This is a genomic window from Stenotrophomonas sp. STEN022 (assembly GCF_056760155.1).
Map to the genome: position 1 here is coordinate 1 of NZ_JBRREG010000108.1, position 13,697 is coordinate 13,697.

Here is a 13,697-nt window from a genome sequence, read left to right on the forward strand (position 1 = left end):
CCCGTGTGGTCTTGTGTTACTTCCGTTCCCCCCCACCTGCCGCCCCCCCCTTTCCGCGCATCATTTATTAACCCCACCGCCCCTGTGTCGGCGGCCCCCCCACTACCGTCGCCCCAACAAGCTGCGCGGAGCGGCTCAATGCTCGATGTGCTCCGGCAGCACATGCCCGCAGCGGTTGCAGTACTGCGCCCTGAACTCATGCCCTTCATGCCCGCAGACCGTGCAGCCGCGGTTGTCCTGGCGGTTTTCGCGCAGCATGTTGCCGGCCAGCTCGGCGGTGTAGATACCGGTCGGCACGGCCAGGATGCTGTAGCCGATCAGGATCAGTACCGAGGTGATGAAGCGGCCCAACGTGGTGTGCGGGACGATGTCGCCAAAGCCCACCGTGGCCATCGTCACCACCGCCCAGTACATGCTGGCGGGGATGTTGCTGAAACCGTATTGCGGACCTTCGACCACATACATCAGCGCGCCGGCGATGACGGCGATGGTCACCACCATCGACAGGAACAGCAGGATCTTGCGGCGGCTGCGCCATAGCGCCGCCATCAGCACGCCGCTTTCCTCGATATAGCGGGTCAGCTTGAGGATGCGGAACACCCGCAGCAGGCGCAGCACGCGCACCACCAGCAGGCTCTGGGTGCCGGGGATGAAGAAGGAAATATAGGACGGCAGGATCGCCAGCAGGTCGATGATCCCCCAGATGCTGAACGCATAGCGCAGCGGCCGCCGCACCACCAGCAGGCGCAGCACGTACTCGGCGGTGAACAGCAGGGTGAAACCCCACTCGACGATGTAGAAGCCGGTGGCCCAAGCCACGTGGATGCGCTGCACGCTGTCGAACATCACCACCAGCACGCTGGCGAGGATGGCCCAGACCAGCAGCAGGTCGAAGCGGCGCGAGGGCGGGGTGTCGGTGCGGTGGATGATGTCGAACCAGCGGCGGCGCCAACCGCTGTCGGTGGCCGGGTTCAGTTGGGGGGCAGAGAACAGTCGCATGCGCCCATTGTGCCGCAGACCCACGGAATGGAGGACAATGGACCGTTCACACCCACTGATCTGGAACGCCATGACCGCTGTCGTCGAGCCGTTGTTGTCCCTGTCCAATTACTACCTGCCGGTCTACCGCCCGCGCCAGCTGGTGCTGGAGCGAGGCCAGGGCGCGCGACTGTGGGATACGCAGGGCCGCGAGTTCATCGACCTGGCCGCCGGCATCGCGGTGTGCAGCCTGGGCCACAACAACCCGGACCTGAAGGCGGCGCTGTTCGAGCAGGCCGACAAGCTGTGGCATACCAGCAACATGTTCTACAGCGAGCCGCCCCTGCATCTGGCGCAGGAGCTGGTGGATGCCTCGCGCTTCGCCAAGCGCGTGTTCCTGTGCAATTCCGGCGCTGAAGCCAATGAAGTGGCGATCAAGCTGGTGCGCAAGTGGGCCAGCGCGCAGGGCCGTGGCCCGGAGAAGCGTTTCATCGTCACCTTCCGCGGCAGCTTCCACGGCCGCACCCTGGCCACGGTCACCGCCACCGCCCAGCCGAAGTACCAAGAAGGCTACGAGCCGCTGCCCGGTGGCTTCCGTTATGTCGACTTCAACGACGTCGCCCAGCTTGAAGCAGCGATGGCCGCTGGCGATGTTGCCGCGGTGATGTTCGAGCCGGTGCAGGGCGAGGGCGGGGTGATGCCGGCCAGTGCCGAGTTCATGCGCCGCGCCCGCGAGCTGTGCGACCAGCACGACGCGCTGATGGTGCTGGATGAAATCCAGGTCGGCATGGGCCGTACCGGTGAGTTGTTCGCGCATTGGAACTGGGGCGTGACCCCGGACATCGTCACTCTCGCCAAGGCGCTGGGCGGTGGTTTCCCGATTGGCGCGATGCTGGCCGGTCCCAAGGTTGCCGAAGTGATGGGCGTTGGTGCGCACGGCAGCACCTTCGGTGGCAACCCGCTGGCTGCCGCAGTCGCCCGCGTGGCGCTGCGCAAGCTGTCGTCCGACGAGATCAAAGCCAATGTCGTGCGCCAGTCGGCCGCGTTGAAGGCCGGTCTGGAAGCCATCGGCGCAGAGTTCGGCGTGTTCGAACAGGTGCGCGGCATGGGCCTGATGCTGGGTGCGGTGCTCAAGCCCGACTACGTGGCTGACATCGGCGTGCTGCTGGATCTGGCGGCTGAGAAGCAGGTGCTGATCCTGCAGGCTGGCACCAGCGTGCTGCGCTTCGTGCCGGCGCTGAACATCACCGATGAAGAAGTGGCCGAAGGCCTGAAGCGTGTGCGCGAGGCGATTGCGGCGTACATGGCCTCACGCAGCTGAAATAAGCCATAGCACTGGCGAGCCCCGCGCTGCTAAAACCTGATGCCCCCGACCTGTCCCGCGTGTAGCGGTCACTCGGGGGCATCGTGTATCTGTGGTTTGAGTCAGTACAAAGATCGGGACGCTGGCATTTACAGCAGCCACAGCCGCAATGGCAGCAGCTGCCATGCAACCAGCAGTCCAACGCCGGGCAGGGTCGCCAACAGGCATGCCGTCAGCAGCCGCGTACCGCGCTCGGCGCGCTGCCACCCGTGCAGCCCCATTGCCGTTCCCGTCAGCAGCGCCAACGGCAGTAGCAAGCTCACGCCGGCCAACGTCATGCTCGCCACAGTCCGGTCACCCAGCTCCAGCAGGGATTGCCGATAGAGCAACGCGATTGGCAGCAGCCAAGCCGCACCAGCCAGGAAAGGCAGGAAAATCGGGTTCTGCCAGCGCAGCCTTCCGCGGATCGCGAACATAGCACCGGCCAGCATCATGATGACAACGCCGACGATGGCAATGGACAGCAGCAGCCCGGGCACAATGATGCGCCAGGCAGGAACCTGCACATGGCTGCGCAGCCCGTCGCTCAGGACACGTTGACCGTCTTCACCAATCAACAGTACATGTGAGGGTAGAACCCGTCCGTCCGCACGGAACAGCCGATTGCCGAGCGGCTGCAGCAGCTGTGCATCTCTGGACAGCGAGCGTAGGCGGAGTTTGCCCCCGAGCGTGTCCACGCGAACGAATTCCGTCAGCGCCTGCAGCGGAGCGATCGCAGGCATTGCCTGCGGTGAGCGGATGTACAGGCCGTCCCACTCTGACAGCGAAGTTTGAATGGGCGAAGCGGCGTGCGCCGGAGCGATGGGCGGCAGTGCAAGTGCTTCGACAAGCCGCTGGTTGAGTCTTTCGTTCTCGGCGTCCTCGTTGTCGGTGTTGGTGGCGACGAAAAAGGCACTGCGCTGCTGTGGAAACACGCATAGCATCGCCCAGTAGCCGACGGTGTTGCCGGGATGGCAGCCGCCAATCTGGCCGTGCCGGTCGCGTCCGACCAGCACCAGCCCATGACCGAGCGGCAGGCCAGCGCGCATGGCCTCGGTTCCAGCCGGTGCGGTCAACGCCTTCATCAACTCCATTGCGATGAAGGGCTGCCCCGCATTGTTGCCGTCGCCAAGTAGGAAACTGGCAAACAGTGCCATGTCACCCGCGGTGGTGGTCAGTTGCGCGGCGGGGCGTAGAAACGTGGGTACGGCCGGTGCGGGGCGCGCCTGTTCAAAGTGGCCCATCGCAAGATGCGGGTCTGCATGCGATCCGATCTGCGCGGTGTAGCTGAAGGTACTGTCCCGCATGCCCAGTACCGCCAGCACTTCCCGGTCCATCCAGGTTTCGTAGCGTTCGCCGCTGACGGCCTCGATCACCTGCCCAAGCACGGTATAGCCGAGGTTGGAGTAGCTGAAGCGGCTGCCAGGCTGGCTGAGGACGCGTAGTGGCGCGCGCTCCGTTCCGGATGCGGTGGCCAATGGCACGTCAGCCGTCGCGCGAAGACTGAAGAACTGGCCGAGCTTGAGGTTCTCCAGGCCAGCCGTATGCGCAAGCAGGTGGTGCACGCGTACTGGGTGCGTGGATTCCCACGGATTATCAAAGCCGATTGCCGGAACCACCTCTGCCACAGGTGTATCCAGGGAAAGGCGGCCTTGGCTGACCAGTCGTAGCACGCCAATGGCAAGGACCGCCTTGGTGACCGAACCGACGTGCACGCGTGTGGAGGCCTGCATGGGCGAGCGGGTGGCCGCATCGCGTACGCCTGCGGCACCGTTGGCCGCGCTGCCATCTGCAGTGACGGTAGTCCAGGCCACGCCTTGCAGGCCCTCCTCATCGAGGATGCGCTGCATGTCGGCATGCAGTTGGCTTCTGTCATTGGATGCAGCAAAAGGTGTCGCCAAGAGGGATGCGCATAGCAGAAGAATCTGCACAAGGGTCTTCATGGCGTGGCTGGTGCTGGCATGAGCGGGAAGGCGACCGACGTCAGTCCGTCATCGTGGCGTATGTCCAGCGCAATGCCGTGCTGCTCGCAAAGCCGGCACACGATAGAAAGGCCCAGTCCGAAGCCAGTGCTGTTCGCTCCCTTGCTGAAGGCATCCAATGCCTGGTTGCTGATGCCATCGCCGGGGTTGCTGATGCGAAGCTGTTCGGCCTCAGCGGCGATGCGTATCGTGCCGGCCGCTGTATGGGCGAAAGCATTGCCGATCAGGTTGGCGAGCAATACCTGCAACACTGCCAGTGGCAGCGTGCTGTTTGCGGCAAACGGGACGTCGATATCAAGCTCAATCTGCTTGTCGTCCAGCAGTGGCGATTGCTCGACAACCACGCGTTCGATCACCGGTAGCAACCGGTTCGGCCCGCCAGCGGCAGGCAGCGCCTGTTCGCGGGCCAAGGCCAGCAGCATGCTGATCGTCTGTTCCAGCTGTAGCGCGGACTGGCGGATGTGTGACAGCCCCTGCTGTGTCGCGGGCGACAGCGACGGATCACGGGCAAGGCGCTCGGTGGTTCCGCGTATGACTGCCAACGGCGTGCGCAGTTCATGGCTGGCGTCGCGGGTGAACTCACGTTCGCGTATGACGAAGGCACGGATACGGATGATCAACGCCTCCAGCCCACGTGCCAGCACGCCAACCTCGTCATCGGCAAAACGCTGCGCATGCACGGCAGGCAGGTGATCGGGCCCGGCGTTGTCGACGAGCTGGGCAAGCCGCGACAGCGGTGCGGTAGTGCGACGTGCCAGCCATGCACCGAGCAGCAGGGCCAGCGCAATCACCGCCACGCCAGACCAGACCAGCAGCTGCAACAATCCCGCGCGCTGTGGCCGAACAACCAGCAACTGGCTCACCTCGGCCAACAGCCAGGCCGGTTCGGCAGCAGCATCAGGCTGCAGGCGCTGCAGATGGTAGTGGCGGCCGTCGCTGCCCGGGAATTCACGCCGATGCGGTTCGCGCGCAAGCGTGCTGGCGATGCTGTCGGGCAGTTGTGCCGCGGACTCGATCACCTGCATCCATGATTCGCGTGGTGCCTTCCATGCACCGGTCTGCGCATGATGCTGCAGCTGTTCGCTGGCTTCGCGTTCCAGCAGTCCGTTGAAGAACATATCCTCAACTGCATAGGCGAACACGGCTACGTACAGCCCAAATAGTGTGGCGACCACCAGCGTGAAGCCGGCGAAGGCCAGCATCAGCCGGTTACGCAGGCGCTTGCGTGGTGCCGGGGATGTATTCGTCACGGTATGCCCTCATCGGACTCAAGGCGGAAGCCGACACCATGCACGGTCTTCAGCATTGGCGTGGCAAAAGGTTTGTCCAGCATTTGCCGCAACAGATAGAGATGCGTGCGCAATGGGTCCGAGTCGGGTGGGGTATCGCCCCAGAAGCGTTGCACCAGCTCGCTGCGGGTCAGCGTGCGCGGCCATGCTTCGGCCAGCGCCAGCAGGATGTCGAAACTGGTCTGGTGCAGCTCGATGCGTTGCCCCTGGCGCTGCACCTCGTGGCTGCGGCGATCTATCCGCAGGCTGCCGATGCACAACAGGTGTTCGCGCCCGGTGCGGTGGCGTTGCGACAAGGCCCGGCAGCGGGCCACCAATTCCTCGCCAGCGAAGGGCTTGACCAGGTAATCGTCGGCGCCACTGCGGAAGCCAAGCAGGCGGTCGTCCAGTGCATCGCGCGCGGTCAGCATCAGGATCGGGACATGCCGGTCGGACTCGGCGCGCAGGCGCTGGCAGACCTGCAGCCCGTCAAGGCCAGGCAGGCCCAGATCCAGCACCAGCACGTCGGGTGGTTCGACCAAGGCCATCTGCAGGCCGCTGCGGCCGTCGGCTGCGAAGCTGGCGTGGAAACCGTGTGCGGACAGCAACGCCTGCAGGTTGTCGCGTAGCAGGCGGTTGTCCTCGATCACCAGGATGCGCAGGGCGGGCAGGGGCATGGTTCAACCGTCGATCTGTCGCAGGAGGGCTTGAGCCTGTTCCAGCTTGGGATTGGCTGCCAGTGCCTGGAGTACCAGAGCGCGTGCCTGCGCCGGTCGCTTGAGCTTGAGGTGGGCTTGGGCAGCGGCAAGTTTCAGTTGTGCCTCCTGCATGTATGGCAAGGCCAGTTCCATGACCTGCAAGGCCTGCTCCAGGGCGGCATCGTTGGGCGCGGCCTGTGCCTGGTAATGGCCGAGGATGCCGATCAGCTCGACGTGGTGGCGGGAGACATCGGCAGCCAGTGCAGCGTGCGCTGCTTGCACGTCGCCGCCAAGCAGGCGCTCCACCAGGGCCATGCTGGTCTCATCGCGCCACGGTGTGCGGGCGACCGGTGTGCGACCTGTCGCCCGCACGATGGCTTCTGCCACGGCGGTGGTGGAGTACGGGTTCTGGCCGGTGATCAAGCGGCCATCGACCACCAACTTCGGCATCATCAATGGCGCTTCCTGCCACTGCGCGCCACGCTGACGCAGTGCATCCTCTAGCAGCCATGGGAACTGCGGCGCCCACTTCTTGCCGAATATCGCTTCCTCTTCATTGCTGAAGCCGGTGAGTTGGCGACCAGCGACGAGCAGGCTGCCATCGGCCAGCCGTACCTCGGCCAAGGCGGCCGGACCGTGGCAGACCGCGGCCACGATGCCGCCGTTGTCCCAGACCTTGCCCAACAACTGCTGCAATGCATGGTCACGGGGCAGGTCGAACATCGCACCCTTGCCGCCGACCACATACACGGCGGCGTAGTCGGAGGCGTTCACCGCGGTGGTGGGCATGGTGTCGGCGAGTTGCCGCATCGCCTGTGCATCGGCCAGCAAGGCGGCGTTGAAGGGCTCGTCCGGGTTGTACTTGTCGGCCTCCACCGCGCCGCCCTTGGGGCTGGCGACCTCTACCTGCAGGCCGTTGGCCTTGAAGACCAGCCAGGCCTGCGACAGCTCATCGAACTCGTAGCCAGGGCGCTGCTTGCCGGCGTCCTTGCCCTCGCCGCTGACCACGATCAGCACCTTGTCGGTTGCGACCGATGCATGCAGTGGTAATGCCGGTGCCAGCAGCAGGACGGGCAGCAATAGTCGTGTGAACAGGTTCATCAGTGGCTCCAGTGGCTTGGGAGGCCAGTGTCGCCAACGGATATCAAATGAATTTCAATCGAGGCGAGAAGCCAGGTCAGCGCAGCAGATGATGGCGCTTGAGCAGGCGTCGCAGCGACTGTGCATGAAACGCCGTGTCGGCAGGCAACCCGGCTTCGCGCGCACCCTGCACGTTGCGGAACAGATGATCGACGAACAGGCTGCGTTCGGGTGCAGAGCCAAGCGCCGCACAGGCTGCCAGATACGCAGCCGGGTGCGGCTTGCGTACCCCCAAGGTGGCGCTGCACAGCACACGGCGACCAGGTAGCAACTGCTCGATCACCGGCTGTGTCAGCAGGCCATTGTTGGTCAGCACCGCAACCTGCACATCTGCATGCACGCGCTCCAGCACCGCCAGGCAATCGCTGCGAGGCTTGCTGGCCGCGAGTCGCGCAGCGTGCCAGTGCGGCGCGCCCAACGTGCTGCCCAATCGCTGATTCAAGGCCTGCAGCAACTGCCCACCATCCAGCTCACCACGGGCATGGGCGAACTCAAGCCCATCCGTGCGCAAAGCCGCGTCCACCTGCTCGGGTGTGCAGCCGGCAGCATCGGCAAGCTGGCGCAGATGGATACGGTGATCGTAGTCGGCGAGCAGGCCATCGAAATCCAGCAATAGTGCGTGTGGTCGTTGCATTGATGGCAAGGCAGGGGCGGGGCTGCAGTATCGCTGGCGCAGCGTCTGCGTGCAGCCTGCGACATCGCGTCACAGGTGGAATCAGACACATTTGCCTAGAATCAGGACACTTTAGTTGTCATAGCGTGGAGTTCACCGTGAAGCGTTCCAGCCTGCTGTTGTTGGCCCTTGCCGGCCTGTTGCCTGCCGCGCCTGCACTGGCCCGTACCTGTGCGGTCACCATCGAAAGCAATGACCGCATGCAGTTTTCCGTGCCGCAGATCCGGGTTGCCGCCGATTGCACGCAGGTGGACCTCACTTTGAAGCACACCGGCAGGATGCCGGCGACGGCGATGGGGCATAACTGGGTGCTGACGCGCACGCCGGATTTCCAGCAGGTGGCTACCGCGGGCATGCGTTCGACGCTGGCTGACAGTTATCTGCCGAAGAATGATGCGCGGGTGATCGCGTTCACGCCGGTGATCGGTGGCGGGCAGACCACGCAGGTGCGCTTTGCGACCAGCAAATTGACGCGTGGTGGTGACTACACCTTCTTCTGTTCGTTCCCGGGGCATTGGGGAATGATGAAGGGCAAGCTGGTGTTTGGGTGAGCTGATGAGCTGCTCGAATCTTGGGTTCGAGAAGCTTCAGATCAACAGCTGCCCTCACCCCAACCCCCGCTCCGCGCCCCGGCCCTTGCGCTGGCGCAATGGCGTTCGACGGGCAGCGAACCTGTGGTTCGCAAGCTGCCCCTCTCACCCCGCAGGCGGGAGAGGGGCTTTATTTCGATCATTGTCGCTGCAGGTTGATCAACCTGCAGCAACCACCTTGAACGCCTCGCGCGCTGCAACCAGTGTGGCTTCGATCACCGCATCATCATGCGCGCTGGACAGGAAGCCCGCCTCGTAGGCTGACGGGGCCAGGAACACGCCGCGTTCCAGCATGGCGTGGAAGAACACGTTGAAGGCCTTGATGTCGCAGGCGGTGGCCTGCGCATAGGTCTCGACCTTCTCGTTGCTGAAGAACAGGCCGAACATGCCACCGACGCGATTGGTGGTCACCGCCACGCCAGCATCGCGCGCTGCCGCTTCCAGGCCATCGCAGAGCGTGTTGGTTGCCGCCGTCAGGCGCTCGTGGAAGCCCGGCGCCTGCACCAGTTGCAGCATTGCCAGACCAGCGGCCATCGCCACCGGATTGCCGCTCAGCGTGCCGGCCTGGTAGATCGGGCCGGCCGGGGCGATCTGCGACATCAGCTCGCGGCGGCCGCCATAGGCGCCCACCGGCATGCCGCCGCCGATGATCTTGCCGAAGGTGCTCAGGTCCGGGGTGATGCCGTAATGCGCCTGCGCGCCGCCGAGGGCAACACGGAAACCGGTCATCACTTCGTCGAAGATCAGCAGCGCACCATGCTGCGTGCACAGCGCGCGCAGGTGCTGCAGGTAACCCTCGCGCGGCGGGATGCAGTTGGCGTTGCCGACCACCGGCTCGATGATCAGGCCGGCGATGTCGGCGCCCTGCTGCTCGAACAGTGCGGTAGCCGCTTCGAAATCGTTGTAGGGCAGGGTCAGGGTGAGTTCGCTCAACCCGGCCGGCACGCCCGGCGAAGTCGGTACGCCGAGGGTCAGCATGCCGCTGCCGGCCTTGACCAGGAAGGAGTCGCCGTGGCCGTGGTAGCAACCTTCGAACTTGACGATCTTGTTGCGACCGGTTGCGCCGCGCGCCAGGCGGATCGCCGACAGCGTCGCCTCGGTACCGGAGTTGACCATGCGCACCATCTCGCAGGACGGCACCAGGCGGGTGATGGTCTCGGCCATGGTCACTTCGGCCGCACACGGCGCCCCGAACGACAGCCCATTGCCGATCGCCTGCTGCACGGCCTCGCGCACGGCCGGGTGGTTGTGGCCGACGATCATCGGGCCCCAGGAGCCGACGTAATCGATGTAGGCATTGCCATCCGCGTCATGCAGGTAGGCGCCATCGGCGCGCTGCACGAAGAAGGGTTCGCCGCCGACCGACTTGAACGCACGCACCGGTGAATTGACGCCACCCGGCAGCAAGGTCTGCGCGCGGGTGAACAGGGCGTGGGATTGGGCGTGGTTCATGCGTGAGTCCTTTGAGGTATCAACAACAACGAAGAGCTGAGCTTTGCATTAGCCCCTCTCGCGTGCGGGAGAGGGGTTGGGGGAGGGGACGCTTCTAGCGAGCCAACGCCGAAACCTACCCTCATCCGCCCCTTCGGGGCACCTTCTCCCGAGGGGAGAAGGAACATGTCACCCGTGCTGGAAGCAGCGCCGATAAGCCTCCAGCGCAGCCACTGGATCAGCCTCGCTGAACACGCCACTGATCACCGCGATCAGATCCGCGCCCGCTTCCACCACAGGCCGACTATTGTCCGGGGTCAAACCGCCGATCGCCACCCGTGGTACGCCCAGTGCGGCGCTTTGTCGCAGCAGCTCCGGGTGAGCGCGGCGCGGGGTGATCTTGCTACGGCTGGGGAAGAACGCTCCGAAAGCCACATAGTTGGCGCCAGCAACAACCGCGCGCTGGGCACGCTCGAACTCGTCATAGCAGGAGGCACCGATGATGGCCTGCGAGCCGAGCAGGGCACGGGCGGCGGCGATGTCGCCATCGTCTTCACCCAGGTGCACGCCGGCGGCGCCGACCTGCAGGGCCAGCTCGGCATCATCATTGATGATCAGCGCTACGTCGGCTTTGGCGCATAACGCCTGCAGGGCAGTGGCCTGGGCCAGGCGGGTAGGGGCATCGACCGCCTTGTTGCGGTATTGCAGCCAGGTGGTGCCAGCCAGCAAGGGGCGGACCCGCTCAAGCAGGCGGGCGCTGTCGGTTTCGTCGGGAGTGATCAGGTAGACGCCACGGGCGTCGGCAAGCTGTGTCATGTATGGCTACCGGTACGGCGTGGGGAATGTGACAATCAACGCCGCTTCTTTGTCCGGTGATTATCCCCGATGTCCGACGCTACGGCCTCCAACCTGCGCAACTGGATGTGTGTCGTCTGTGGTTTCATTTACAGCGAGGCCGACGGCCTGCCGGAAGAAGGCATCGCCCCGGGCACGCGCTGGGACGACGTGCCCGACACGTGGACCTGCCCGGATTGCGGCGTGACCAAGGATGACTTCGAGATGGTGGAGCTGGATTGAGCCGCAGTGCGCGGCTTGTGCTGTTTGTGGGAGCGGCCTAAGCCGCGCAGCCCCTGTTTCACCCGCAGCCCATTATAAACGCGGTGTAAGGGCCAAAAACGGTTAGCGGCCGGGATGCCGGCACATGTGTTCGGTCGGATCAGGATCTTCGCCGGTTTCGGATGCTGTAGTGGCTTCACGGCTTACGCCGCTCCCACAAGGTTGGGCAGGGCAGCCAGGCTCAATGCAGCCTCGGCCTTTCGCCACCCAGTTCAACCAGGCGCTCTCGGATGCTGACAACGTCAGTGGCTTCGGGTGCCATCTTCAGGTAGCGCGCCAAGTCGGCGCGGGCGCCGGCCAGATGCTCCAGCTGCACATAGGCCAGGCCGCGATCGCGTACCGCATCGGCCTGCTCGGGGGCCAGCTTGAGGATGCGGTCGGCACTGCGTGCGGCGCGGTCCCATTCGCCGCGTTCGGCATAGACCCCGTGCAGGTTGCGCAGCATGCGCATCAGGATGGCGCGGTGCGGGGCAGGGTCCAGGATCTGTGCCAGCACGTTGTCGTCCGGGGTTTCACCGCCCAGGTTGCTGCGTGCGCGCTCGCGCAGTTCGTCCACACCCAGCGGGCGCCCACCGTTGAACGGGTCCATGATCAGCACCCCGTCTTCCACCGGTAGCCGCACCAGGAAGTGACCGGGGAAGGAAATGCCTTCCAGCGGCAGGCCTAGCCGGCGCGAGACTTCGATCTGTACCAGGGCCAGCGAAATCGGGTTGCCCAAGCGGCGCTCGAACACCTCGTTGAGGTAGCTGTTGCGCGGGTCGTAGTACTCGTCGTTGTCGCCGCTGTAGCCCACTTCGTTGAACAGGTGGTTGTTGATGGCGGCAACCTTGAGCGGCCATTCGCCGATGGCGTCCACTTCCACCCGCAGGTGATCGGCATGAGCCTGCAGCACGCGGTCATAGGCGGCCGGGTCCAGCTGTGGGTATTCGTCGCGGGCGATCAGCAGGGCAGTCGACAGCAGCGGCAGTGCCTCATCGGGCAAGCCGGCCAGTTCTTCCCACTGCGGCAGGGTAATGCGTGTTTCAGACATGCCCCCAAGACTGGCGGCAAAGCGGCGCCGGTTCAAGGGCGCCGCTGTTCAATTTTGGCTGTGAGTCAGTTGCCGGCGGTGATGCCTGGGCCGAAGGTCAGCTCGGCACCGTCTTCCAGCTTGAGCTTGGCGGCCTGGCCGGCGTTGAGCTCAAGCACGTACAGCGCCGGGTTGAAGCTGGGGTAGGGCGGGCACATGTCGCCGGCCGAGCACGGCGGCACATCGCGCTGCTGGCCGACCAGGCGGCGCTGGCTGTCGAAGTAGAGGATGTCCAGCGGAATCCTGGTGTTCTTCATCCAGTACGCCTGCGGTTCCTCGCGGTCGTGGACGAACAGCATGCCGTGGTCGGCATCCATCTGGTCGCGGAACATCAGGCCGCGGGCGCGGGTCTCGTCGTTCTGGGCCAGTTCCACGTTGTAGCGGGTGCCGGCCAGTTCCACCCAGTGCTTGCTGTCGGCGCTGGCGCAGCCGGCCAGGGCGAGCAGGGACAGGGTGAGGAGGGTACGCAGGAAGGATGTGGGCATGGGTTGGGACCTGGTTCCTAGGGGAGCCTTCAGGCGGGTTCGGTGGAAGTCAAAAGCTTCCCCTCATCCGCCCTTCGGGCACCTTCTCCCGCTTGCGGGAGAAGGGAAGAGCAGCAGCCAAAGCAGCAGCCAAAGCCAAAGCGAAAGCTGAGCTGGCTTGGCTTACAGCACCTGCGGCGGCTCGCCGCCGATGATGACCACGTCGGCGGGGCGGCGCGCAAACAGGCCGACCGTTACCACGCCCGGGATCTGGTTGAGCTGCTGTTCCAGCTTCACCGGGTCGGTGATGGACAGGTTGTGCACGTCCAGAATCAGATTTCCGTTGTCGGTGACCACGCCGTCGCGCCATACCGGCTGGCCGCCAGTCAGGGCCAGGATCTCGCGGGCGACCAGGCTGCGCGCCATCGGGATCACTTCCACCGGCAGCGGGAACTTGCCCAGCACCTTGACCTGCTTGCTCGGGTCGACGATGCAGACGAACTGCTTGCTGGCCTCGGCGATGATCTTCTCGCGGGTCAGTGCGGCGCCGCCGCCCTTGATCAGGTTCTTGTTGCCGTCGCACTCGTCGGCGCCGTCCACGTACAGCGACAGGCCGCCGGTGTGGTTCAGGTCCAGCACCTCGATGCCGTGGCCCTTGAGCAGGGCGGTGCTCTGGTCGGAGCTGGAGACCGCGCCTTCGATCTGGTCCTTGATGCGGGCCAGGGCTTCGATGAAGTAGGCAACGGTGGAGCCGGTGCCGACACCGACAATCATTCCCTTCTGCACGTACTCGATGGCTTTTTCGGCGGCCAGGCGCTTGGCTTCAGACATGGTTGGCTCAATCAGTTGGAAAAAGGTTTCGGTTGTAGGAGCGGGGGCCGCCCCCCCCCCCGTCACAGCCGACCCGGCCCCCCGGCTGGGGGGGGGGGGGGGGCCCCCCCCCAAA

Annotated in this window: 14 protein-coding genes; 3 read left to right on the forward strand and 11 right to left on the reverse strand. The window is 64.9% G+C overall.

Annotated elements, in window-relative coordinates; genetic code table 11:
- Nucleotides 1-135: 135 nt before the first annotated feature.
- On the reverse strand, nt 136-999 hold the full coding sequence (locus ACVOMF_RS18020; protein WP_481510483.1) for an ion transporter: 864 nt from the start codon (nt 997-999) through the stop codon (nt 136-138).
- A gap of 70 nt (nt 1,000-1,069) precedes the next feature.
- Between ACVOMF_RS18020 and ACVOMF_RS18025 the strand changes: the two genes are divergently transcribed.
- Nucleotides 1,070-2,299, forward strand: coding sequence for an acetylornithine transaminase (locus tag ACVOMF_RS18025; RefSeq protein ID WP_481510494.1), 1,230 nt, complete (start codon nt 1,070-1,072; stop codon nt 2,297-2,299).
- A 131-nt stretch (nt 2,300-2,430) separates the two neighbouring features.
- On the opposite strand, the gene ACVOMF_RS18030 is transcribed toward ACVOMF_RS18025, so the two are convergent.
- From ACVOMF_RS18030 to ACVOMF_RS18050, 5 genes are all read right to left on the reverse strand, one after another.
- Nucleotides 2,431-4,170: a serine hydrolase domain-containing protein gene (locus tag ACVOMF_RS18030; RefSeq protein WP_481510484.1), complete on the reverse strand. Its 1,740-nt coding sequence runs from the start codon at nt 4,168-4,170 to the stop codon at nt 2,431-2,433.
- An 89-nt stretch (nt 4,171-4,259) separates the two neighbouring features.
- Nucleotides 4,260-5,552, reverse strand: coding sequence for a sensor histidine kinase (locus ACVOMF_RS18035; protein WP_481510485.1), 1,293 nt, complete (start codon nt 5,550-5,552; stop codon nt 4,260-4,262).
- Nucleotides 5,549-6,247 carry a response regulator transcription factor gene (locus ACVOMF_RS18040; protein ID WP_481510486.1) on the reverse strand — a complete coding sequence of 233 codons (699 nt, stop codon included), beginning with the start codon at nt 6,245-6,247 and terminating at the stop codon, nt 5,549-5,551. Before ACVOMF_RS18040 ends, ACVOMF_RS18035 begins: the two co-directional genes overlap by 4 nt.
- 3 nt (nt 6,248-6,250) lie before the next feature.
- Nucleotides 6,251-7,369, reverse strand: a complete 1,119-nt coding sequence (locus ACVOMF_RS18045) for a type 1 glutamine amidotransferase domain-containing protein (RefSeq protein ID WP_481510487.1) — start codon at nt 7,367-7,369, stop codon at nt 6,251-6,253.
- Between the two features lie 76 nt (nt 7,370-7,445).
- The gene (locus ACVOMF_RS18050) at nt 7,446-8,042 is read right to left on the reverse strand and encodes an HAD-IA family hydrolase (protein WP_481510488.1); all 597 of its coding nucleotides are present in this window, start codon (nt 8,040-8,042) and stop codon (nt 7,446-7,448) included.
- A gap of 137 nt (nt 8,043-8,179) precedes the next feature.
- Between ACVOMF_RS18050 and azu the strand changes: the two genes are divergently transcribed.
- The gene (azu, locus tag ACVOMF_RS18055) at nt 8,180-8,632 is read left to right on the forward strand and encodes an azurin (RefSeq protein ID WP_282271671.1); all 453 of its coding nucleotides are present in this window, start codon (nt 8,180-8,182) and stop codon (nt 8,630-8,632) included.
- 198 nt (nt 8,633-8,830) lie between these two features.
- On the opposite strand, the gene hemL is transcribed toward azu, so the two are convergent.
- Together hemL and thiE are read right to left on the reverse strand one after the other, a co-directional pair.
- Complete coding sequence (hemL, locus tag ACVOMF_RS18060) at nt 8,831-10,123, reverse strand: glutamate-1-semialdehyde 2,1-aminomutase (protein ID WP_481510489.1); 1,293 nt, start codon at nt 10,121-10,123, stop codon at nt 8,831-8,833.
- 168 nt (nt 10,124-10,291) lie between these two features.
- On the reverse strand, nt 10,292-10,918 hold the full coding sequence (gene thiE, locus ACVOMF_RS18065; protein WP_481510490.1) for a thiamine phosphate synthase: 627 nt from the start codon (nt 10,916-10,918) through the stop codon (nt 10,292-10,294).
- Between the two features lie 69 nt (nt 10,919-10,987).
- On the opposite strand from thiE, the gene ACVOMF_RS18070 reads away from it, so the two are divergent.
- Nucleotides 10,988-11,179 (forward strand): rubredoxin, encoded by a 192-nt coding sequence (locus ACVOMF_RS18070; RefSeq protein ID WP_481510491.1) that lies wholly within the window; start codon nt 10,988-10,990, stop codon nt 11,177-11,179.
- Nucleotides 11,180-11,399: 220 nt separating this feature from the next.
- On the opposite strand, the gene ACVOMF_RS18075 is transcribed toward ACVOMF_RS18070, so the two are convergent.
- The 3 genes from ACVOMF_RS18075 to rpiA form a co-directional block, all read right to left on the reverse strand.
- On the reverse strand, nt 11,400-12,248 hold the full coding sequence (locus ACVOMF_RS18075; RefSeq protein ID WP_481510492.1) for a SirB1 family protein: 849 nt from the start codon (nt 12,246-12,248) through the stop codon (nt 11,400-11,402).
- Between the two features lie 65 nt (nt 12,249-12,313).
- The gene (locus tag ACVOMF_RS18080) at nt 12,314-12,772 is read right to left on the reverse strand and encodes a DUF192 domain-containing protein (protein WP_481510493.1); all 459 of its coding nucleotides are present in this window, start codon (nt 12,770-12,772) and stop codon (nt 12,314-12,316) included.
- Nucleotides 12,773-12,934: 162 nt separating this feature from the next.
- Nucleotides 12,935-13,582 carry a ribose-5-phosphate isomerase RpiA gene (gene rpiA, locus ACVOMF_RS18085; RefSeq protein WP_282273207.1) on the reverse strand — a complete coding sequence of 216 codons (648 nt, stop codon included), beginning with the start codon at nt 13,580-13,582 and terminating at the stop codon, nt 12,935-12,937.
- Nucleotides 13,583-13,697: the final 115 nt, after the last annotated feature.